Source organism: Telluria sp. Soil_C_11 (assembly GCF_057657395.1).
Genome location: NZ_JBDGIN010000012.1, coordinates 105,995 through 127,831, shown reverse-complemented (window position 1 = coordinate 127,831; position 21,837 = coordinate 105,995). Strand labels below are relative to the sequence as shown.

Below are 21,837 nucleotides of genomic sequence, written 5' to 3'. Positions count from 1 at the left end.
CTGAGCCCTGTTCAGTACAGGACCCAGGCCTTGGCTGCCTAGCGAACTTAACCGTCCAACTTTATGGGGTCAGTTCACGGAGCAGCTTTTTTTTCATTCAAGCGAACGATCAACGATCGCCGAAGGTACGGCGGGCGTTGTCCGCCGAACGCGGGTGCGAGGAGCGGAAGCCGCCTTCGCGCGGTGCGCTGTCACGGCGCGGAGCGGCGTCGCGGTTGTAGCCGCCGGCAGGACGGGCCGCATCGCGGTTGTAGCCGCCTTCGCGACGCTGGCCTTCGCCTTCGGCGCGGAAGCCGCCTTCGCTACGATAACCGCCTTCGCTGCGGAAGCCGCCTTCGCGCGGACCCGAGCCCGGCTTGTGGAAGCTGCGCTGGCCGGGTTTGCCCGAGGCATTACGGCCGTCGCCCGGCTTCCAGCCCGGACGGGCGCCGCTACGTGCTGGCGCCGAACGCTTCGGCTCGAAGCCTACGACCACGTCGACCGGGATGGTCTGCTTGGTGAAGCGTTCGATGCGCTTGACGTTGATGCCTTCCGCGTGGTTCACCAGCGACACCGCGATGCCGTTGCGGCCGGCGCGGCCGGTACGGCCGATGCGGTGCACGTAGTCTTCCGGGAACTTCGGCAGGTCGTAGTTCACCACGTGGGTGATGGTCGGCACGTCGATGCCGCGCGCGGCGACGTCGGTGGCGACCAGCACCTTCACCTGGCCGCGGCGCATGCTGTCCAGGGTGCGGTTGCGCGCGCCCTGGTGCATGTCGCCGTGCAGGGCGGCGGCCGCGAAACCGGCGATGTTCAGGCGGTCGGCGATCATGTCGGCGTCACGCTTGGTGGCGGTGAACACCACGGCCTGGTCCAGGGTCTCGTCGCGCAGCAGGTGGTCGAGCAGGCGGTTCTTGTGCGACAGGTCGTCGACGAAGTGCACCTTCTGCACGATGTTCTCGTGGCGCTTGGTGCCGCTGGCGATCTGGATCACCATCGGGTCCTTGGTGATGCGGCGGGCCATGTTGCCGACCACGCCATCCAGGGTGGCCGAGAACAGCATGGTCTGGCGCGAATCCGGGGTCGCGGCGACGATCTTCTCGATGTCCTCGATGAAGCCCATGTCGAGCATGCGGTCGGCTTCGTCCAGCACCAGGATCTCGAGCTGGGAGAAGTCGATCTTGCCGGACTCCATGTGGTCGATCAGGCGGCCCGGGGTCGCGACCAGGATTTCAGGATTCTTCGACAGCAGTTGCATCTGCTTCGGGTAGGGCATGCCGCCCAGGATCGACACCGCGCGGATACGGCGCATGAAGGCCGTGTACTGCTCGGTGGCGCTGGTGACCTGCAGGGCCAGTTCGCGGGTCGGAGTCAGGACCAGCATTTTCGGCTGGGCCGGCTTGAAACGGACGCGCTCGCCGCGCGCCTTGGCGGCCTGCGCTTCCTGGGCCGGGGTACGGCCGGCCGGCGCGGCTTCCTGGTTGGCGAATTTGTTCAGGGCCGGCAGCATGAATGCCGCGGTCTTGCCCGAACCGGTTTGCGACGAAACCAGCAGGTCGCGGCCAGCGATGCCTGCAGGAACAGCCTGTTCTTGTACCGGGGTCGGCTTTTCATAGCCGGCAACCGACACTGCTTTGACGATGGACGTGTGTAAGCCTAGTGCTTCAAAACTCATTGTTTAATGTACTCTCGGTATAAATCGGTGAGCGCTACGCTATTCAACAGCGGAACGCGAAATAGCAACGCGGGCCAACAATACGAAATGACTTAGAAACGAAAGAAATTTCGGCACAAAAGCTTTGCGCCGGGACGGTGCCTTTGGAACAAACGGCACACAGGGCGGGAGGGCTTTATGGAAAGGTATCTTTCTACGATACCTGGGCTTGCGAAGCTTGCTAGTTGTACTGCTGATTTACTTCTGGCGCATTGTTGCGGCGACTTGATCGCGAACGCATTTTGCAACGCACAAACGACACTATACAGTAGTTTCGAAAAGCGTGCACGGCCTGCGCGAAACGTGCAGGCCGGCTGGCGGATGGATGATTGCCGCAGTGCAGCGTGGTGACGGGCTGATCGATCAGCGGTGCTTGCGGCCGTGGGCGTTCACCGCCGGCTTGCCACCGCCCGAGACGCGGCTCTTGATGCGGGCCACGGCGTTGGCGGCGCTGGCCTTGATGCGCTGGGCGCCGCTCAGCCTCCGGCCCTTGCTGTCGCCGCGGTCGGCTTCGAGCGCGATCTGGGCGTTCTCGATGATGTTCTCGGCGATGTCGGAGGCGGTCGAGGTGCTGGTCTTCGGCACCAGGATGGTCGAGCCGGCCTTCAGGCGCATCTGCGGCGGGATGTTGTTGGCCTGGCGGATCACTTCCGGCGTGGTGCCGAACTTCGACGCCAGCGAGGCGATCGTTTCCTTCGCGCCCGTGATCTTGTGGGTGGTCCAGGACGACAGCGCGTGGCCCCACTGCGCCAGGTTCAGGTGGAACTTCTCGGCGTTCTCTTTCGGCAGCAGGATCTTGGTCGATTCGCCCGTGATCACCGGTTTCTTGAACTGCGGGTTCAGGGCCTTGAATTCGTCGATCGACATTTCCGCCAGCTGGGCGGCGACGGCCAGGTCGATGTCCGAGGTCTTGTCGACGGTGGTGAAGTAGGGCTGGTTGTCGATGACCGGCAGGCTCACGCCGTACTGGCCCGGATTCGCGATGATGTTCTTGACCGCCTGCAGCTTCGGCACGTAGTTGCGCGTCTCGGCCGGCATCAGCTCGGCCAGGCTTTCGAAGTCCGTCGGCTTGCCGGCCGCGCGGTTCTTCTGGATCGCCTTCTGGACATTGCCTTCGCCCCAGTTATACGCGGCCAGGGCCAGCTGCCAGTCGCCGAACATGGTGTACAGGCGCTGCAGGTAGGTGAGGGCGGCGTCGGTCGAGGCCAGCACGCCGCGGCGCTCGTCCTTGAACATGTTCTGCTTCAGGTTGAAGTCGCGGCCGGTGCCCGGTACGAACTGCCACAGGCCGGAAGCGTCCGCGGTCGACAGCGCCTGCGGATTGAAGGCTGATTCGATCACCGGCAGCAGCGCCAGTTCGGTCGGCATGCCGCGCTTTTCCAGTTCCTGCACCACGTGGTACAGGTAGAGCGAAGCGCGGCCCGAGGTGCGCGCCAGGTATTCCGGACGGCTGGCGTACCACTGGACGTGCTTGGCGACCAGGTTGTTGTCGACGTCGGGGATGGCATAGCCGCTGCGGATGCGGGCCCACAGGTCGGGGTCCTTGTAGTCGTCAGTCTTGACCGCCGTCAGGGACGTGGGCAGGACAGGCCTGGCGCTTGCCGCCGCGCCGATGCCGGGGTTGCTTTGCGTGATCGTGCTCGGGGCACTGTCAGCGGCATGGCTGATCGCGGGGGCCAACAGGATCGCGAGGGCCAGGGCTTGGGTGGTGCGAGTCGTTTCGTACATAGCTTTCCAGTGTTGCGTCCAGGAACATTAGGACTGACGAGTAAGGGGGCAGTGTAAGGACCAGTTAGCGCGGCAGTCAAGGAATATGTCGGCTTGGTTACAAATTTCTTTGGCTACTATTTTTGCCAACACATGCTTATTTTTAGACAATTTCTTAAGGGGTATATATTTCTTTTTGGATAGTCTTATTGGGGAATTTTCCTCCTAAAATATCATACTCCCTGGGGTATGGGGAAAAACCCGCCCGGCGCCGGCCCGGCCGCAAGGCATTTTTGCGGGCCCCTGGGCAAGCCTGGAATGGCCCCGAAAACCTAATACCAGCGGCATGGGCCGCGCCTGCCAAGTTACCCCGGCTTGCCAGTCCATCTATGAGGGCACGCAAAGTGCGCGTACAATGCCGTCTCCGTGCACGGCGCTTTGTGCCCTGCGCGCAGCGTTTTTTGTCACCTTGGAAAGAAGCACCATGAGCACTGCCAACCTCAACGCCGACGATGACGAGATCATCGCCGCCACCCGGCGCTGGCTGGAACGCGCCGTCATCGGCCTGAACCTGTGTCCGTTCGCGAAGGCGGTGTACGTGAAGGAGCAGGTGCGCTACGTGGTGTCGCCGGCCCGTACCCCGGAAGAGCTGCTCGAAACCCTGATGAACGAGCTGCAGGACCTGGCCGACGCCGATCCGGAAAAGATCGACACGACCCTGCTGATCCACCCCTTCGTGCTGAACGACTTCCTGGACTTCAACGAATTCCTGGACGTGGCCGACGCCGCGGTGGAAGACATGTCGCTCGACGGCGAGCTGCAGGTGGCCAGCTTCCATCCGGACTACCAGTTCGCCGATACCGACCGGAACGATATCTCGAACTACACCAACCGCGCGCCTTACCCGATCCTGCAGCTGCTGCGCGAGGAAAGCATCGACCGCGCCGTGGAAGCCTTCCCGGAAGCCGAGGCGATCTTCGAGAAGAATATCGAGACCATGGAACAGCTCGGCCATGAAGGCTGGGACAAGCTCGATGTCGGACCGGCCCGCTGATCATATGAACGCACCATTTCCGGAGCGCCCTGTCGACGCGCTCCCGCAGCGCCCCGACACCCCTTGCGTGGCGGTCTGCTCGACCACCTTCGACGACACCTGCCGCGGCTGCGGCCGCACGGTGGTCGAAGTGGCGCACTGGGTATCGATGACGCCCGAGCAGAAAGAACTGGTGTGGCAGCGCATCCTGGCGCAAGGCTACCCGCGCCGAAATACCTGACCTAAATCAAACCGGGGTCAGACTCCGAATTTTGGAAATGTCCGTTGGGCTATTTCCAAAATCGGGAGTCTGACCCCGGTTTGCGTTTTATCAGAAGCTGCCGATGAAGTCGCGCTTGCCGATTTCGAGCCCGTTATGGCGCAGGATGTCGTACGCGGTCGTCGCGTGGAAGAAGAAGTTCGGCAGGGAGTAGTGCAGCAGGTAGGGCTGGCCCTTGAACTGGCGCTGGTTGGCGCCGGTGCCGACCGTTACCTCGCGTTCGGCGCTGTCCTCGATCGCTTCGCGCGGCACGCTGTCGATGAAGGCCAGGGTCTTCGCGATGCGCTCCTGCAGGCCGGCGAAATCCGTTTCGACATCTTCGTAGCGCGGCACCTCGACCCCGCCCAGGCGCGCCACCGTGCCCTTGGCGAAATCGGCCGCCACCTGCACCTGGCGCAGCATGGGGAACATGTCCGGGAACAGGCGCGCCTGCAGCAGCGCCTGCGGCTCGATCTTCTTCAGGTCGGCATGCGACTCGGCCTTCTCCAGGATCGCCGCCAGGCTGCCCAGTACCTGCCGGAACACCGGCACGGATGCGGAATACATCGACAAGCTCATCTTTACTCCTCTCTATATTAGTAGACACGCATCATAGCAACCCTGAAACGTGGTTGCACGAACACGCTTGATGCCCGGAGGTGTTGCTGGTAACGACAAATTGCTGACTTGTGGAAACTTTATGTGCATAATCTGCCAACACAGTTTGCCCATGTTGACCAACGCCACCGCCACGGGGCGCCGCCCGCCTGTCATGTCCGCACCGCATTTCATGTCCAGAATCGCCAAGCGCCTGCTGCCCTCGCGCCTGCTTCGGCTGTACGGGCGTTCATTGTACGGCGCGCTGCTGCTGATGGTGTTCGGCGGGCTGGCGGTGCCGGCCCTGGTGGGCAGCTACTTCCTGGTGGGCGTGCAGGAACGCCAGGCCGCGCGCGCCAACCTCGACGAGACCCTGCAGCGCAACGCCGACATCCTCGCCCTCGGCATGCAGGAATCGCTGTGGAACATGAACGCCGACGCGGCCCGCTCGCTGGTCGATTCCGTGATGCGCGACCCGGCCGTGCTGCACGTGCAGGTACGCGCCCAGGCGAATGACGAATTCCTCGACCAGCGCGCCGATGCCGTGCCCGAAGGCCACGTGTTCCGCGCCGAGCGGACCGTGGTGGTGCACGGCCAGCCGATCGGCCACGTGCTGGTCGAGATGGACGACAGCCGCAGCCAGCACGAGCTGCGCGCCAAGCAGTGGCGCTATGCCGGCGTGCTGGCGGTGCAGCTGGCGGTCTCGCTGCTCTTGATCGTGCTGGTGCTGAAGCGCCGCCTGCTGGCCCCGCTGCGCAGCCTGACCGGTTTTTCCGACACCCTGTCGCGCGGCGACTTCGACGCCCCGCTGGTGCTGGCCTCGCGCGACGAACTGGGACTCCTCGGCGCGCAGATGGAGCGGATGCGGATCGCGATCCGCGAGCTGTTCGCCGACATCGGCCGGCGCGAGGAGCGCTTCCGCACCATCGTGACCCAGGTGCCGGGCGCCGTATTCCGCGCCCGTCCCGGCGGCCCCATCGACTTCGTCAGCGACGCCATCGAGGAGATCTCCGGCTACCCGGCGCGCCTGTTCATGAATTCCGCCACCGACCGCTGGTCCGACATCGTCGCGCCCGAGGATCGCCGCATGCGCCGGCGCCAGGTGAAGGAGGCGGTGCTGGCCGCGCTGCCCTACGAGATCGAGTACCGGATCGTCGACGCCGACGGGGTCGAGCGCTGGGTGCTGGAGAGCGGCCAGCCGGTGGCCCAGGGCGGCAATGCCGCCTACTGGATCGACGGGATCATCTCCGACATCGGCGAGCGCAAGCACAACGAGATGCGCATCGAGGCGCTGCTGGCCGAGCAGGGCGCGGTGCTCGATTCGGTCATGTTCGGCATCCTGCACGTGCGCGAGCGGCGCGTGGTCTCGACCAACCGCCGCTTCGACGAGATGTTCGGCTATGCCGAGGGCGAGCTCGACGGCGATGCCGTGCTGGCCCTGTTCCCCACGCCGGAAGACTGCGAAGACGCCCTGCGCGCCAGCTTCCCGGTGCTGGCGGAGGGCGGCGAATTCAATGAAGAGCGCCAGTTCCGGCGCCGCGACGGCAGCCGGTTCTGGTGCATGACGAGCGGACGCGCGCTCGATCCCGAACGCCCCGACCAGGGCGCGATCTGGGTGTTCGCCGACGTCACCGAGCGCCGCCAGGCCGAAGAAAAGGCGCGCCTGGCCGCCACGGTGCTCGAGCACATCGCCGACGGCGTGATGGTGATCGACGTGCACGGCCGGATCGTCGCCACCAACCCGGCCTATACCCAGATCACCGGCTATACCGAGAGCGAGGCGGTGGGCACGGAATCCGGCCTGACGCGCGCCAGCCTGGCCAGCAGCGCCGGGCACGATCCGGAATTCTACGACGGCCTGTGGCGTGACCTGGCGGAAACCGGCTTCTGGCGCGGCGAAATCTGGAGCACCCGCAAGAACGGCGAGGTCTATCTCGAATGGCTGACGGTGTCCGCGGTGCGCGACGATCACGATACGGTCACCCATTACGTCTGCGTGTTCAGCGACATCACCAAGCTGAAGGAATCGCAGGAAAAGCTGGACCACCTGGCCCACCACGATGCGCTGACCGGCCTGCCGAACCGCCTGCTGTTCCACGACCGGCTGCAGCACGCGATGGTGCGCGCGGCGCGCTGCGGGGAACAGCTGGCCGTGATCTTCATCGACCTGGACCGCTTCAAGAACGTCAACGACACCCTCGGCCATCACGTCGGCGACGAGCTGCTCAAGCAGGTCGCGGCATCGCTGTCGGGCTGCCTGCGCGACGGCGACACCCTGGCGCGCCTGGGCGGCGACGAATTCATCGTGCTGCTGGAAGGCGTCGACGGCGAACGCGGCGCGCGCCTGGTGGCGGAAAAGCTGATGCGCCTGTTCGAGCAGCCGGTGCTGGTGTCGGAGTACGAACTGTTCGTCACCGGCAGCGTCGGCATCAGCCTGTTCCCGCAGGATGCCAGCGACCTGAACGTCCTGATCCGCAATGCCGACGTCGCCATGTACCAGGCCAAGGCGCGCGGCCGCAACGGCTATGCCTTCTACGCGCCGTCGATGGACGGCGACGGCGTCGAGCGCCTGCGCCTGGAAGCGCTGCTGCGCCGCGCGATCGAGAAGAACGAGATCTGGCTGGCCTACCAGCCCCAGGTCGAGATCGACAGCGGGCGCCTGATCGGGGTCGAGGCCCTGGTGCGCTGGAATAGCGCGGAGCTGGGCCAGATGGGGCCGGACCGCTTCATCCCGCTGGCCGAGGACATCGGCTTCATCAACCAGCTCGGCGCCTGGGTGCTGGAAGAAGCTTGCCGCCAGATGGTGAGCTGGGACCGGGCCGGCCTGCATGTGCCGAAGATGGCGGTCAACCTGTCGGCGCGCCAGTTCGACCGCGTCGGCCTGGCCGGCCAGGTGGAACGGGTGCTGCGCGAGACCGGCCTGCCGCCGCACCGCCTGCAACTGGAGGTGACCGAGTCGGTGATCATGAACACCGGCGACGCCATGCAGTATATTAATGAGCTGCACGCGATCGGCGTCGAACTCGCGATCGACGATTTCGGCACCGGCTACTCTTCGCTGGCCTACCTGAAGCAGCTGCCGGTGCAGACGCTGAAGATCGACCGCAGCTTCATCCGGGACATCTCGACCGATGCCATTGATAGAGAAAATGAGGAAGCGATCGCGATCGCCATCATCCAGCTCGGCAAGAGCATGAACCTGGCGGTGATCGCGGAAGGCGTCGAGACGGTCGAGCAGGCGGCCTTCCTGCTGCGGCACGGCTGCCGGCGCGCGCAAGGATATCTGTATGCCCGGCCCTTGCCGCCGGCGCTGCTGCTGGCACAATGGGGACAGAATAACAATGCGCGACTCGAATACTCCTGAGCAGGACAGCACGGAAGGAACAGCCGGGAAACCCTCGCGCGGCAGGCGCCGCTTCCTGCTGGGCGGCCTGGCCGCCGGCGGCGCGCTGCTGGTCGGCTGGGGCTGCCAACCGCCGCGCCAGCGCCTGCGCGGCGCCAGTCCACTGGCCGTGGAGGCGGGCGCCGTCGCCCTGAACGGCTGGGTCGCGATCGCGCCGGACGGCACCGTCTCCATCGTGGTCCCGCGCAGCGAGATGGGACAGGGCGTGAACACCGCGCTGCCGATGCTGCTGGCCGAGGAACTCGACGCGTCCTTGAGCAGCGTGCGCATCTCGCAGGCGCCGATCGACAAGATCTTCGGCAACCTCACCGTCCTGCGCGAGAACCTTCCCTTCCATCCCGACGACCGCGGCAGCATCAAGCAGGGCGTGCAATGGGTGATGGCCAAGGTCGGCCGCGAGCTGGGCATCATGTTCACCGGCGGCTCGACCAGCGTGAAGGATGCCTGGATCCCGATGCGCGAAGCGGGCGCGGTGGCGCGCGCGATGCTGCTGCGCGCGGCCGCCGAACAGTGGAAGCTTGCGCAGTCGAAGCTCGACATTGCCCGCCTGGCGACGCGCGACGGCTTCGTCCTGCATCCCGATGGCCGCCGCCTCGGCTATGGCGAGCTGGCCGCGCGTGCGGCGGTGGTCGGCGCCGATATCGGGCCGGACGACGTGCGCCTCAAGACCCGCGCGGAATTCCGCCTGATCGGCCAGCCGGTGCCGCGCCGCGACAGCCCGGCCAAGGTGAACGGCAGGGCGCTGTTCGGCATCGACGCGCGCGTGCCCGGCATGCTGTACGCGGCCGTCAAGATGGCCCCCGTGGTCGGCGCCGGCGTCGCCTCGTTCGACGCCGCGAAGGCGATGGCGATGCCGGGCGTGCTGCAGGTGGCCGACGTCTCGGCCGCGCTGCCGCGGTTTTCCGGCGCCGGCGCCGGGGTGGCGGTGGTGGCGAAGACCTGGTGGCAGGCGAAGCAGGCGGCGGCCATGCTGCCGGTGGAATGGAGCGCGAGCCCGCACGCCGGCCTGTCCAGCGAGGCGATCTTCGCCGACTTCGCGAAGCTGCTCGACAGCGAATCCGGCTTCACCTATTTCGAGAGCGGCAGCCAGGACGTGAAGGATGCGGCGAAGATCGTGCAGGCCGAATACCGCGCCCCCTTCCTGGCGCACGCCACGATGGAGCCGGTCAACTGCACCGCCCGGTTCAAGGATGGCAAGCTGAAGATCTGGGCTTCGACCCAGGTGCCGAGCGTGGCCGTGGATATCGCCGCCAGGGTGGCGGGCATCGACCGCGCCGACGTCTCGCTCGACGTGATGCTGCTGGGCGGCGGCTTCGGCCGGCGCCTGGAAACCGACATGGTGGCCCAGGCGGTCGCCATCGCCAAGGCCCTGGACGGGCAACTGGGCGGCCAGGCCGTGCAGCTGGTCTGGACCCGCGAAGACGATATCCAGCATGACGTCTACCGTCCGCAGGCGCTGGCGCGCTTTTCCGCGAAGCTGGACGCCAGCGGCAGCGTGCTGGCCTGGGACAACAAGTCGGTGAGCGGGGCGATCGGCCACCAGTACTTCCCGCGCAACCTGGGCCTGCCGGGCATCGGCCCGGACAAGACCACGGCCGAGGGCGAATACGACATGCAGTACGCGATCCCGAACCGCCGCATCGCCCACGTGATCGCGGACAGCGCGGTGCCGATCGGCTACTGGCGCTCGGTCGGCCACTCGCACAATGCCTTCTTCAAGGAAGGCTTCCTGGACGAGGTGGCGCACGCCGCCGGCAAGGACCCCGTGCAGCTGCGGCGCGAGCTGCTGCGCGACCATCCGCGCCACCTGGCGGTGCTGGATGCCGCGCTGGCGCGGGCCGGGACGGCGCCGGAAGGACGGGCGCACGGCGTGGCGGTGCACCAGTCCTTCGGCAGCATCGTGGCGCAGGTGGCCGAGGTGTCGGTGCAGGACAGGCAGATCCGCGTGCACCGCGTGGTGTGCGCGGTCGATTGCGGCATCGTCGTGAATCCGAACATCGTGGCCCAGCAGGTCGAATCGGCGGTGGTGTTCGGCCTGTCGGCCGCGCTGGCCGGCGAGATCACGCTGAAGGATGGACGTATCCAGCAGAGCAATTTCGGCGACTATCCGGTGCTGCGGATGAACCAGGCGCCGCTGGTCGAGACCGTGATCGTCCCCAGCATCGAGCCGCCCGAAGGGATGGGCGAGCCGGCCACGCCGCCGGTGGCGCCGGCGGTGGCGAATGCGGTGTTCAGGTTGACGGGCCAGCGGCTGCGCAGCCTGCCATTGCGTCTGGCCTGATCGATCGGGGGCGTGGACGCCTCGTGCCCACGCAGTTCAGCCGGCGTTATCCAACAACACACGCAGATTGGCATCCCGCTGCCACCCGCGCCGTTCCTCGCTGGAGCCCGCCAGGCGCGCCAGTTCCTCATCGGGCAGCAGCGCCTGCGACTGCACCAGGCGGTCGGCCACGTTTGCATCCGGCAGCATGGTGCCGAAGAAGGCCACGGTGCCGCGGCGCTGCAGCAGCAGGGTAGGGAAGTTCTCGACGTCGAGGTCGCCGACCACGTCGGCCTGGTCTTCGATGTCGATCCAGACGAAGGTCTTGTCCGGGTGGCGCGCGGCCAGCCCCTCGAAGGCGGCGCGGTAGGACGAGCAGGTGCCGCACCAGGCGGCGCACAGGCAGGCGACGACCCAGCCGTCGCCGTCCAGGGCGGCGGCAATCTGGTCGCGATTGTCAAGCTCGAGAGTCAGGCTATGCATGGGCCGGATTTTACGGCTTTTGGCCGACCCGCGCCACGGGTTAAAATACGGCATGCCTATCATCCTTGCCATCGAAACCTCGTCCGAACTGGCTTCGTGCGCGCTGTTCAATAGCGACGCCACGACGGCCGGCGCGCCCGCCACCGTCCTTGCCCGCGAATCTTCCGGCGTGCGCACCCATTCGCAATCCGTGCTGCCGATGGTGCAGGAACTGCTGCGCGAGGCCGGCGTCAGGCTGGCCGACTGCGACGCGGTCGCCTTCGGCGCCGGCCCCGGTTCCTTCACCGGCGTGCGCACCGCCTGCGGCGTGGCCCAGGGCCTGGCCTTCGGCGCCGGCCTGCCGGTGCTGCCGATGGTGACCCTGGAAGCGATGGCCGAGGCTTGCCGTTCCCGTACCGGCGCGACCGAGGTGCTGGCCGTGCTCGACGCGCGCATGGGCGAGGTCTACTGGGCGCAATACCGTTACGTCGACGGCGCCTGGCTGGAAGTCTCGGCCCCGAGCCTGTGTGCGCCGCAGGACGTCGCGCCGCTGCCCGCCGACGGCCTGGCCGCCTGCGGCAACGGCTTCGCCGCCTATCCGGACGCTTTCGCCGGCAAGGACTTCGCCGCGCACGCCCTCGGCGAGGTGCTGCCGCACGCGCGCGAACTGGCCGTGCTGGGCGTGGGCGCGCTGGCCGCCGGCCGCGCCGTGCCCGCTGACCAGGCCCAGCCGATCTACCTGCGCAACAAGGTCGCCTATACCAGCGCCGAGCGCCAGGCGATCAATGCGGCGAAGGCGGCCGGCTGATGAGCGCAGCGCTGGAGCAGGCCGCACTGGAGTTGCGGCCGATGGTGGCGGACGACATCGACGAGGTCTACGCGCTCGAGAAAAGCGTGTTCCCGCATCCCTGGAGCCGCGCCAATTTCGCCGACTCGCTGGCCAGCGGCTACGACGCCTGGGTGCTGCGCGAGCGCGGCGAGGGCGCGCTGGCCGGCTACTTCCTGGTCATGTACGCGGTGGACGAGGCCCATCTGCTGGACGTCGCCGTCAGCGGCGGGCGCCAGGGCAGCGGCCTGGGCCGCTATCTGCTGGACCGGATCGCCGCGCGCGCGCGTGCGAAGGGCATGGGCTCGATCCTGCTGGAGGTGCGGCCGTCGAACGCACGCGCGCTGCAGGTGTACGAACGCTACGGTTACACACAGATCGGGCGCCGCAAAGGGTATTATCCAGCCCATGAGGGACAGCGCGAGGACGCGATCGTGATGAGGTTTGCACTATGAACGGCTTGGCCGAACGCGACGCCATCTTCCTGGCGGAGATGGGAATTGCACCGCTGTGGCATCTGCGGCAGGCGCCAGCTGGAGCGCCGCTCGCGGCGGAGGCCGTGCAGCCCGCCGAGGAAGCTGGCGCGGCGCCGCAGGCCGTGGCCGACGCAGCGCCTGCGGCGCCGGATGTGGCCGGGGATGCTTTCGGCGAGGCTGTAGCCGCGCCCGTGCAATCTGCGCCGCCGGCTCCGCCGCCGTCCGCCCCGCCGCCGCGCGTGGAACAGGGCCCGCGCCCGCTGCAGCGGGTCGCGCAGTCGGTATCGGCGCTGGAGCCGGTCCCGCCGGAAGACCTGGCCTGGGACGACGCCGCGCTCCCGGCCGACGCCACGCCGGAAGAAATCGCGCAGATGGACTGGGACCAGCTGCAGCTGGCGATCGCCGCCTGCCGCCGCTGCAGCGCCTGCCGCGACGGCCGCGCGCCGGTGCCGGGCACGGGCGCGAAGAAGGCGCGCTGGCTGGTGGCGGCCGGCGCCTCGACCGCCGCCGACGAGAAGGCCCGCATCCCGCTGGCCGGCGATCCGGGCAAGCTGCTCGACAACATGCTGGCGGCAGTGGAGCTGTCGCGCGAGCGCGACGTCTACATCACCAACCTGATCAAGTGCCGTCCGACCACGTCCGCCGGCGGCGAACGCGCGCCCACACAAGAGGAAGCGGCGGCCTGCCGTCCCTACCTGGAGCGCGAACTGGCGCTCACTGGGGCCGGCACCGTGCTGACCCTGGGCCAGATCGCGGCCAACACCCTGCTCGGCCGCCCGCTGGCGGAACCGCTGGCCGGCCTGCGCGGCAGGGCCTATCCGCTGCCCGGCTCCGGGGCGATGCTGGTGGCGACCCTGCATCCGGGCGAGCTGCTGCGGCGCGGCGGCGACAAGGCCCAGGCCTGGGCCGATCTGTGCCGGGCGCGGGCTTCGGGTGGACAGGCCGGTGCGCGAGGCGGCTGACAATTACCAGTCATCTTTCGAGCGCCGCTGGAGCCATCTGCGGCGCGCACGGGTGCGGGCCCTGGCCTGGCTGCTGGACGCGCCCGACCTGCTCGACATCCACGATCCGCACTGGGAAGGAAAGATCGCCACCCTCGGCCCGATGACGCCGGAGACCGAGCGCTGGCTGGCCGGGCTGGACCGCGATCCGTCGGCGCTCGACGCCGCCCTCGGCGCCAAGGTGCATACCCGCCTGGGCCTGTACGCGGAAAAGCTGATGGCCTTCTATTTCGCCCAGCAGGGCAGGCTGGTGGCGCATGGCGTGCAGGTGCGCGCCGGCCCCACCGCCACCATCGGCGAATTCGACTTCCTGCTCGATGCCGGCCCGGATGGCGTCGAGCACATCGAGTTCGCGACCAAGTTCTATCTGCTGCAGGACGCGGTGCATGGCGACATCGCCGCGAGCTTCGACAGCTTCGTCGGCCCCAACCTGGCCGACAGCCTGGGCCGCAAGATGCGCAAGGTCTTCGACCGCCAGCTGCAATTGGGATCGCACCCGGCCGCCCAGGCAGTGCTGCCGCGGCCGGTGGTCAGTGCCAAGGCGCTGGTGAAGGGCTGGCTGTTCTATCCGGCCGGGACCTATTTTTCGATGAACGGCATCGCCGCCGGCCACTGCCGCGGCTTCTGGTGCGCGCTGTCCGAGCTCGAGCGGATGGACGCCGACCGCTTCCTGATCCTGCCGCGCCTGCAATGGCTGGCGCCGTTCCGCGCCTCGTCCGCAACCTGGATGCTCGACCGCGCCCAGCTGCTCGCCGAGCTGGAAGACCACTTCGCCACTTCGGGCACGCCGGTGCTGGTGGCGGTGGTGCGCGACGAGCACAGCAACGGCCTGGGCGCCATCGTCGAAACCGAGCGCGGCTTCATCGTCCCCGACGACTGGCGCGAACGCGCCGGCGCCCGCCTGCACCCCTGATCTTCCTCAAACCGGGGTCAGACTCCGAATTTTGGAAATAAATCCGTTGGAACAAATAGCCTGTTGCGCGAAATATCCTTTCATTTTAATGGCTAAAATGAAAGAATATTTTGCGAGCAGACAGGTGATGAGGGCGCAGGAAATTGCCAAAAACCGGAGTCTGACCCCGGTTTGAGGTAAAACAAATCAGTGCTTGTGCTCGCCAATCAGCGCCAGCGAGTCGTGCTCGCGCTGGTTGGCGGCGTGGCGGCGGCCGATCATGTACATCAGGCCGGCGAGGGCGAAGCCGAACAGGACGATGATGACGTTCAGGTCCAGGTTCAGCGTGATCATGATGGCGTAGACGGCCAGCATGGTCAGGATCGACAGGTTTTCGTTGAAGTTCTGCACGGCGATCGAGTGGCCGGCGCTCATCAGGACGTGGCCGCGGTGCTGCAGCAGGGCGTTCATCGGCACCACGAAGAAGCCGGACAGCAGGCCGATGATCAGCAGCAGCGGCACGGCGATCGACACCGAGTACACCAGGGTCATGCCCATCACGACGATGCCCATGATGATGCCGAGCGGGATCACGGTCAGCGATTTCTTCAGCGGGATCATCTTGGCCGCCATCGCGGCGCCCACCGCCACGCCGATCGCGACCACGCCGATCAGGGTGCTGGCCTTGTCCAGCTTCATGTGCAGCGAGCGCTCGGCCCATTTCAGCACGATGAATTGCAGGGTCGCGCCGGCGCCCCAGAACAGGGTCGTCACCGCCAGCGAGATCTGGCCCAGCTTGTCTTTCCACAGCGTGGCCGAGCATTCGGCAAAGTCGGCGATCAGCTTGACCGGATTACGTTCCTGGTGCTCGTAGCGCGCGCCGGTGTCGGGAATGCGCAGGTTGAACAGGGCGGCCAGCGCGTACACCGCGATCAGCACCGCCAGCGACGCCTTGATCGGGGTGTCGATGCCGGTGTCGATGACGGGGAAGTCGAGGGTCATCAGCCAGGCGCCGCCATGGGTGCTCACCAGGGCGCCGCCCATCACGGTGCCGAAAATGATCGACATCACGGTCAGGCCCTCGATCCAGCCGTTGGCCGCGACCAGTTTCTCGGGCGGCAGCAGCTCGGTCAGGATGCCGTACTTGGCCGGCGAGTACACGGCGGCGCCGAAGCCGACCACGGCGCAGGCGACCAGCGGATGGACGCCGAAGAAGATGAGGCTGCAGCCGAACACCTTGATCAGGTTGGCGATGAACATGACGCGGCCCTTGGGCATCGAATCGGCGAAGGCGCCGACGAACGCGGCCAGCAGGACGTAGAACAGCACGAACGACAGCTTCAGCAGGGGCGTCAGCGAGGGCGGGGCTTTCATCGCCGTCAGCAGGCCGATCGCAACGAAAATCAATGCGTTATCTGCCAGCGACGAAAAAAACTGCGCCGCCATGATGGTATAAAAACCACGATTCATTCGAGACTGTCTAAAAACTGGTGTGGGTTGCTTTATACCATGAAAGACCGCCAGTCCAAAGAAATCGACAATACTCCATTTCAACAGCCTGCGCCCCGGTTGGCGCTAAAATGGCACTTCCGTTCGCCAGTTTCGCCCCCATCTTCGACCCATGCCACGTCCTCTCCACGCCACCATCCATCTCGACGCGATGCAGCACAACCTTGCCCGCGCGCGCGCCTGCGCGCCCACGGCCCGGGTGTGGGCGGTGGTCAAGGCGAATGCCTACGGCCACGGCCTGGAGCGCGGCATGCGCGGCTTCGCCGAGGCGGACGGCCTGGCCCTGATCGAGACCGAGAACGCGCTGCGCCTGCGCGAGCTTGGCTGGGTCAAGCCGATCCTGCTGCTGGAAGGGATCTTCGATGCCTCCGACGTGCCGCTGCTGGCCGAGCACAATATCAATAGCGCGGTGCATTGCATCGAGCAGCTCAGGATGCTGGAATACACCCAGCTGTACCGCCCGATCGACGTCCACCTGAAGATGAATACGGGGATGAACCGGCTCGGCTTCCGGCCCGACGAATACGCCGCGGCCTACCGGCGCCTGCGCGCCATCCCCGGCATCCGCAACATCACCCTGATGACCCACTTCGCCAACGCCGACGAGCTGGAGCACCCGCGCCTCTCGATCGCCGAGCAGGTGCGCCGCTTCCGCGAAGGGGCGGAGGGGCTGGAAGGGCAGCGCAGCCTGTCGAATTCCGGCGGCGTGCTGCACCAGGCGGCGCTGGCCAGGGAATTGCACAACGACTGGGTCCGCCCCGGCGTCATGCTGTACGGCGGGACCCCGGGCGGCGGCGTGTCGGCGCAGGGCTACGGCCTGCTGCCGACCATGACCCTGAAATCGGAGATCATCGGCATCCAGCAGCTGGAGCAGGGCGACACCGTCGGCTACGGCAGCCGCTTCGTCGCGCCGGGCCCGATGACGGTGGGCGTGGTCGCCTGCGGCTATGCGGACGGCTATCCGCGCCATGCCGGACAAGGCACCCCGGTGCTGGTGGACGGCGTGCGCACGGGCCTGGTCGGCCGGGTGTCGATGGACATGATGACGGTCGACCTGACCCCGGTCGCCAACGCCCGCGTGGGCAGCAAGGTCACCCTGTGGGGCGACGGCCTGCCGGTTGACGAGGTCGCGCATGCCGCCGGCACGATCGGCTATGAATTGATGTGCGCCCTGGCGCCGCGCGTGCGCGTTTCCGAGGGCCGCGTCGGAACCGACTGAAAGCGTCCGATAAAGCCTCCATGGCGGCGTTGCATCGCCTCGCCGTACTATCGTACTGTTTCAGGCGCTTTAAACTAACCGACACATATATAGAACAATGGCAAAATCCCGTACCAGTTTCGTCTGTAACGATTGCGGCGCCGTCGCCAGCCGCTGGACCGGCCAGTGCGGCGACTGCAAGGCATGGAATACCATGACCGAGCAGGTCGAGAGCGCCGGCCTGAACCGCATGTCGCAGACTCCCGGCATGCACAAGAGCCTGGCCCAGACCGCGCCGGTGCTGTCGCTGGCCGACATCGAGGCGATCGACGTGCCGCGCTTCGGCACCGGGATCGAGGAATTCGACCGCGTGCTGGGCGGCGGCCTGGTGGCCGGCGGCGTGGTGCTGATCGGCGGCGACCCCGGCATCGGCAAGTCGACCCTGCTGCTGCAGGCGCTGGCCAACCTGGCCGTCACCCGCAACACCCTGTATGTCTCGGGCGAGGAATCCGGCGCCCAGATCGCCCTGCGCGCCCGCAGGCTCCAGGTCGAGGCCAAGGAGCTCAAGCTGCAGGCCGAGATCCAGCTCGAGAAGATCCTCGGCACCATCGCCGACATGAAGCCGGAAGTGGCCGTGATCGACTCGATCCAGACCCTGTACTCGGACGCGCTGACCTCGGCGCCCGGTTCGGTGGCCCAGGTGCGCGAGTGCGCGGCCCAGCTGACCCGGGTCGCCAAGCAGACCGGGGTGACCATCATCCTGGTCGGCCACGTCACGAAGGAGGGCGCGCTGGCCGGGCCGCGCGTGCTGGAGCACATCGTCGACACCGTGCTGTACTTCGAAGGCGATACGCAAAGCAGCTTCCGCCTGGTGCGGGCGATCAAGAACCGCTTCGGCGCCGTCAACGAGCTGGGCGTGTTCGCGATGACGGAAAAAGGCCTGAAAGGGGTGTCGAACCCTTCGGCGCTGTTCCTGTCCCAGCACGACAGCCAGGTGCCGGGTTCCTGCGTGATGGTGACGCAGGAAGGCACCCGGCCGCTGCTGGTCGAGATCCAGGCCCTGGTCGACGCCAGCCACCTGCCGAACGCGCGCCGCCTGTCGGTCGGCCTCGAACAAAACCGCCTGGCCATGCTGCTGGCGGTGCTGCACCGGCACGCCGGCATCGCCGCCTTCGACCAGGACGTGTTCATCAACGCGGTCGGCGGCGTCAAGATCACCGAGCCGGCGGCCGACCTGGCAGTCCTGCTTGCCATTAATTCGTCGATGCGCAACAAGCCGCTGCCGCGCGGCCTGGTGGTGTTCGGCGAAGTCGGCCTGGCCGGCGAGATCCGTCCGGCGCCGCGCGGCCAGGAACGCCTGCGCGAAGCGGCCAAGCTGGGCTTTTCGATTGCCGTGATCCCGAAATCGAATGTGCCGAAGCAGAAAATCGAGGGCATGACCATCGTCGCCGTGGAGCGCATCGACGAGGCCTTCAGCAAACTGCGGGAACTGGATTGAAGCCTTATAATCCCCGACCTGTTTGATATCAGTTTGACTGGGTAACCCGTAATGACAGATTTGAGGCAATCGGTACGCAAGATCGTGAAAGTGAAGGCGGTGGTCGCGATGGAGGGCATGGCGCCGATGCCGGGGCGTACCTCGGATATCGGCTCGAACGGCGTCAGCATCGGCGTGGAACAGCCGCTGCAGGTGGGCCAGACGGGGCAGGTGGGCTTCGACCTGCTGGTCGAAGGCAAGCTGACCGCCATCGCGGCCCGCGCGAAAGTCATCTATTGCATTTTCAGCGGCGGCGAATTCAAGGCCGGCTTCCAGTTCCTGAACCTGGACCTGAACGCCATGACCCAGCTCTCGCGCTTCTTGCGCTGACCTGTCTATTCAACTTCGTGTCTCCGGCATGACAAGCGGCGAGCGCCATGGAGGCCTCGCCGCTTTTTCGTTCCAGGCTATCCAGCCTGTTATGCTATTCGTGATAGCGCTACTCGTGATAACGGTCCCGCAGTTTCTCGGAGCACCCGTGTCCTTCGCAGATGGCTTCGAAGATCACCAGTCCGGCAATCCCGGCCAATACCCCTGTAACAATCAAGCTCAACATGGACTTCAAACGCCGTTTGGCGAGTCCTCCCCGGTGATTCCACATGCTCTGCTGGCGTGGCATGCTCACGCTGGACGAGCCCTCCAATCAAATTCGACACTTTCAAGCTAGCAGACCATCGCGTATTTACAAGGCGCCTTTTCGGTGTTCAGAAATAAGAGTTGTATAGGCGAGCCCGCCACTGCGACGGACCTTCCGGGCCGTTGTGACAGGCATGATGGCCATGTCATAAAGCCGTCATATTTGCTCTCTACACTGCGCAGCATCAACACCGCGTCACCACCCTTAACCAAGAACCAAGGACCTGATATGCGCATGAAGCAACTGCTGGCAACCCTGATCATCGGCACCTCGGCCGCCTTCGCGAGCACCGCGACCCTGGCGGCGGACATCACCGGTGCGGGCGCGACCTTCCCGTATCCGATCTACGCCAAGTGGGCCGAGATGTACAAGAAGGCCACCGGCAACGGCCTCAACTACCAATCGGTCGGCTCGGGCGCCGGCATCAAGCAGATCAAGGCCAAGACCGTGGACTTCGGCGCGTCCGACATGCCGCTGCCGGCCGACGAGCTGAACCAGGCAGGCCTGTTCCAGTTCCCGGCCATCATGGGCGGCGTCGTCACCGTGGTGAACCTGGACGGTGTCCAGCCGGGCCAGCTGAAGCTGACCGGTCCGGTCGTCGCCGACATCTACCTCGGCAAGATCACCAAGTGGAACGACCAGGCCATCGCCTCCCTGAACCCGGGCGTCAGGCTGCCGGCCGAGGACATCACCGTCGTGCACCGCGCCGACAGCTCGGGCACCTCCTTCCTGTTCACCGACTACCTGTCGAAGACCAGCCCGGACTTCAAATCGAAGATCGGCGCCGGCACCGCGGTCAAGTGGGCCACCGGCGTGGGCGGCAAGGGCAATGACGGCGTCGCCGCCAACGTCCAGCGCATCAAGGGTTCGATCGGCTACGTCGAGTGGGCCTACGCGAAGAAGAACAAGATGGGCCATACCCAGCTGAAGAACCGCGACGGCGCCTTCGTGCAGCCGGACGACGACGCCTTCAAGGCCGCCGCCGCCAACGCCGACTGGGCCAAGACCCCGGGCTTCTCGGTGGTCCTGACCGACCAGCCGGGCAAGGCGGCCTGGCCGATCACCGGCGTGTCCTACATCCTGGTGCACAAGAACCAGGCCGACGCCGCGAAAGGCAAGGAAGTGCTGAAATTCTTCGACTACGCCTTCAAGAACGGCGACGCCGCCGCCACCGAACTGGACTACGTGCCGCTGCCGGACAGTGTCACCAAGCTGGTGCAGGATGCCTGGAAGGCGAACATGAAGGATGCTTCGGGCAAGGCGATCTGGTAATACGTACCCCGTCGTCCCTGCCTGCGCGGGGACGACGCTAACCAGTAATACATATATGAGCGCACAAGACGCCGCAGTTACCCAAGAGACCAGCCAGGCCGGGCTGGACGAAGCCAGCCACGCCCGCCTGCGCAGGACCATGCGCACCCAGCGCATCCAGGACTTCTTCTTCCACAAGATCACGCTGCTGTTCGCGGCCTCCGTGCTGGTGGTGCTGGTCGGGATCATCGTCTCGCTGGCGGTCGGCGCTGCGCCGGCCTTCCGCGAGTTCGGCGCGCACTTCATCGCGCGCAACGAATGGGATCCGGTCAACGACCAGTTCGGCGCCCTGATCGCCATCACCGGCACCCTGGCGACTTCGCTGATCGCGCTGCTGGTCGCGGTGCCGATCAGCTTCGGCATCGCCCTGTTCCTGACCGAGATCTGCCCGGCCTGGCTGCGCCGCCCGATGGGCACCGCGGTCGAGCTGCTGGCCGGCGTCCCCTCCATCATCTACGGCATGTGGGGCCTGTTCGTGTTCGCGCCGATGTTCGGCGACCATATCCAGCCGCTGCTGAAAAAGACCCTGGGCGTGCTGCCCGTGATCGGCCCGCTGTTCCAGGGCCCGACCATGGGCCTCGGCATCCTGACCGCAGGCCTGATCCTGGCCGTGATGATCATCCCCTTCATCGCTTCCGTGATGCGCGACGTGTTCGAGATCGTCCCCGCGGTGCTGAAGGAATCGGCGTACGGCCTCGGTTGCACCCGGTGGGAAGTGGTGCGCAAGATCGTGCTCCCTTATACCCGTACCGGCGTGGTCGGCGGCGTGATGCTGGGCCTCGGCCGCGCGCTCGGCGAGACCATGGCCGTCACTTTCGTGATCGGCAACGCGAACGAGCTCTCGTGGTCGCTGTTCGCCGCCGGTAACTCGATTTCCTCGACCCTGGCGAACGAGTTCGCCGAAGCCAGCTCGCCGCTGCACGTGTCCTCGCTGTTCGCGCTGGGCCTGATCCTGTTCGCGATCACCTTCATCGTGCTGTCGGCCGCCAAACTGATGTTGCTGGGGATGTCCCGCAAAGAAGGAGTCAAATAAATG

At 66.3% G+C, this 21,837-nt stretch carries 18 protein-coding genes; 13 read left to right on the top strand and 5 right to left on the bottom strand.

What is annotated here, in order from left to right:
* Nucleotides 1–109: 109 nt before the first annotated feature.
* Both AC3A6M_RS18710 and AC3A6M_RS18705 read right to left on the bottom strand, forming a co-directional pair.
* Nucleotides 110–1,654 (bottom strand): DEAD/DEAH box helicase, encoded by a 1,545-nt coding sequence (locus AC3A6M_RS18710; RefSeq protein WP_487854225.1) that lies wholly within the window; start codon nt 1,652–1,654, stop codon nt 110–112.
* Between the two features lie 402 nt (nt 1,655–2,056).
* Complete coding sequence (locus AC3A6M_RS18705; RefSeq protein WP_487854224.1) at nt 2,057–3,421, bottom strand: transglycosylase SLT domain-containing protein; 1,365 nt, start codon at nt 3,419–3,421, stop codon at nt 2,057–2,059.
* Nucleotides 3,422–3,884: 463 nt separating this feature from the next.
* On the opposite strand from AC3A6M_RS18705, the gene AC3A6M_RS18700 reads away from it, so the two are divergent.
* Nucleotides 3,885–4,454: a DUF1415 domain-containing protein gene (locus tag AC3A6M_RS18700; RefSeq protein ID WP_487854223.1), complete on the top strand. Its 570-nt coding sequence runs from the start codon at nt 3,885–3,887 to the stop codon at nt 4,452–4,454.
* Between the two features lie 4 nt (nt 4,455–4,458).
* Nucleotides 4,459–4,674: a DUF1289 domain-containing protein gene (locus AC3A6M_RS18695; protein ID WP_487854222.1), complete on the top strand. Its 216-nt coding sequence runs from the start codon at nt 4,459–4,461 to the stop codon at nt 4,672–4,674.
* 90 nt (nt 4,675–4,764) lie between these two features.
* Here AC3A6M_RS18695 and AC3A6M_RS18690 read toward each other — a convergent pair whose 3' ends face one another.
* The gene (locus tag AC3A6M_RS18690; RefSeq protein WP_487854221.1) at nt 4,765–5,271 is read right to left on the bottom strand and encodes a DUF1993 domain-containing protein; all 507 of its coding nucleotides are present in this window, start codon (nt 5,269–5,271) and stop codon (nt 4,765–4,767) included.
* 211 nt (nt 5,272–5,482) lie between these two features.
* On the opposite strand from AC3A6M_RS18690, the gene AC3A6M_RS18685 reads away from it, so the two are divergent.
* Nucleotides 5,483–8,653 carry a bifunctional diguanylate cyclase/phosphodiesterase gene (locus tag AC3A6M_RS18685; RefSeq protein WP_487854220.1) on the top strand — a complete coding sequence of 1,057 codons (3,171 nt, stop codon included), beginning with the start codon at nt 5,483–5,485 and terminating at the stop codon, nt 8,651–8,653.
* On the top strand, nt 8,631–10,973 hold the full coding sequence (locus AC3A6M_RS18680) for a xanthine dehydrogenase family protein molybdopterin-binding subunit (protein WP_487854219.1): 2,343 nt from the start codon (nt 8,631–8,633) through the stop codon (nt 10,971–10,973). The genes AC3A6M_RS18685 and AC3A6M_RS18680 overlap by 23 nt, the downstream gene beginning before the upstream one ends.
* Nucleotides 10,974–11,009: 36 nt before the next feature.
* Here AC3A6M_RS18680 and AC3A6M_RS18675 read toward each other — a convergent pair whose 3' ends face one another.
* Nucleotides 11,010–11,435, bottom strand: a complete 426-nt coding sequence (locus tag AC3A6M_RS18675; protein WP_487854218.1) for a thioredoxin family protein — start codon at nt 11,433–11,435, stop codon at nt 11,010–11,012.
* Nucleotides 11,436–11,487: 52 nt separating this feature from the next.
* On the opposite strand from AC3A6M_RS18675, the gene tsaB reads away from it, so the two are divergent.
* From tsaB to AC3A6M_RS18655, 4 genes are read left to right on the top strand one after another with little or no spacing between them, the layout of a single operon-like run.
* The gene (gene tsaB, locus AC3A6M_RS18670) at nt 11,488–12,222 is read left to right on the top strand and encodes a tRNA (adenosine(37)-N6)-threonylcarbamoyltransferase complex dimerization subunit type 1 TsaB (RefSeq protein ID WP_487854217.1); all 735 of its coding nucleotides are present in this window, start codon (nt 11,488–11,490) and stop codon (nt 12,220–12,222) included.
* Nucleotides 12,222–12,695: a ribosomal protein S18-alanine N-acetyltransferase gene (gene rimI, locus AC3A6M_RS18665; RefSeq protein WP_487854216.1), complete on the top strand. Its 474-nt coding sequence runs from the start codon at nt 12,222–12,224 to the stop codon at nt 12,693–12,695. Before tsaB ends, rimI begins: the two co-directional genes overlap by 1 nt.
* Nucleotides 12,692–13,678, top strand: coding sequence for a uracil-DNA glycosylase (locus AC3A6M_RS18660; RefSeq protein ID WP_487854215.1), 987 nt, complete (start codon nt 12,692–12,694; stop codon nt 13,676–13,678). The genes rimI and AC3A6M_RS18660 overlap by 4 nt, the downstream gene beginning before the upstream one ends.
* Complete coding sequence (locus tag AC3A6M_RS18655) at nt 13,662–14,630, top strand: DUF1853 family protein (protein ID WP_487854214.1); 969 nt, start codon at nt 13,662–13,664, stop codon at nt 14,628–14,630. Before AC3A6M_RS18660 ends, AC3A6M_RS18655 begins: the two co-directional genes overlap by 17 nt.
* 186 nt (nt 14,631–14,816) lie before the next feature.
* Here AC3A6M_RS18655 and lplT read toward each other — a convergent pair whose 3' ends face one another.
* Entirely contained in the window at nt 14,817–16,079 is a 1,263-nt protein-coding gene (gene lplT / locus AC3A6M_RS18650; protein ID WP_487854213.1) for a lysophospholipid transporter LplT, read from the bottom strand.
* 151 nt (nt 16,080–16,230) lie between these two features.
* On the opposite strand from lplT, the gene alr reads away from it, so the two are divergent.
* The 5 genes from alr to pstC all read left to right on the top strand — a co-directional run bounded on the left by alr (nt 16,231) and on the right by pstC (nt 21,834).
* A complete protein-coding gene (gene alr / locus AC3A6M_RS18645) occupies nt 16,231–17,337 on the top strand; it encodes an alanine racemase (RefSeq protein ID WP_487854212.1) in 1,107 nt (368 codons plus the stop codon).
* Nucleotides 17,338–17,434: 97 nt separating this feature from the next.
* Nucleotides 17,435–18,814: a DNA repair protein RadA gene (gene radA / locus AC3A6M_RS18640; protein WP_487854211.1), complete on the top strand. Its 1,380-nt coding sequence runs from the start codon at nt 17,435–17,437 to the stop codon at nt 18,812–18,814.
* A gap of 51 nt (nt 18,815–18,865) precedes the next feature.
* The gene (locus tag AC3A6M_RS18635) at nt 18,866–19,183 is read left to right on the top strand and encodes a PilZ domain-containing protein (RefSeq protein ID WP_487854210.1); all 318 of its coding nucleotides are present in this window, start codon (nt 18,866–18,868) and stop codon (nt 19,181–19,183) included.
* A 535-nt stretch (nt 19,184–19,718) separates the two neighbouring features.
* Nucleotides 19,719–20,762, top strand: coding sequence for a phosphate ABC transporter substrate-binding protein PstS (pstS, locus tag AC3A6M_RS18630; RefSeq protein WP_487854209.1), 1,044 nt, complete (start codon nt 19,719–19,721; stop codon nt 20,760–20,762).
* Nucleotides 20,763–20,901: 139 nt separating this feature from the next.
* A complete protein-coding gene (pstC, locus tag AC3A6M_RS18625; protein ID WP_487854230.1) occupies nt 20,902–21,834 on the top strand; it encodes a phosphate ABC transporter permease subunit PstC in 933 nt (310 codons plus the stop codon).
* Nucleotides 21,835–21,837 lie beyond the last annotated feature (3 nt).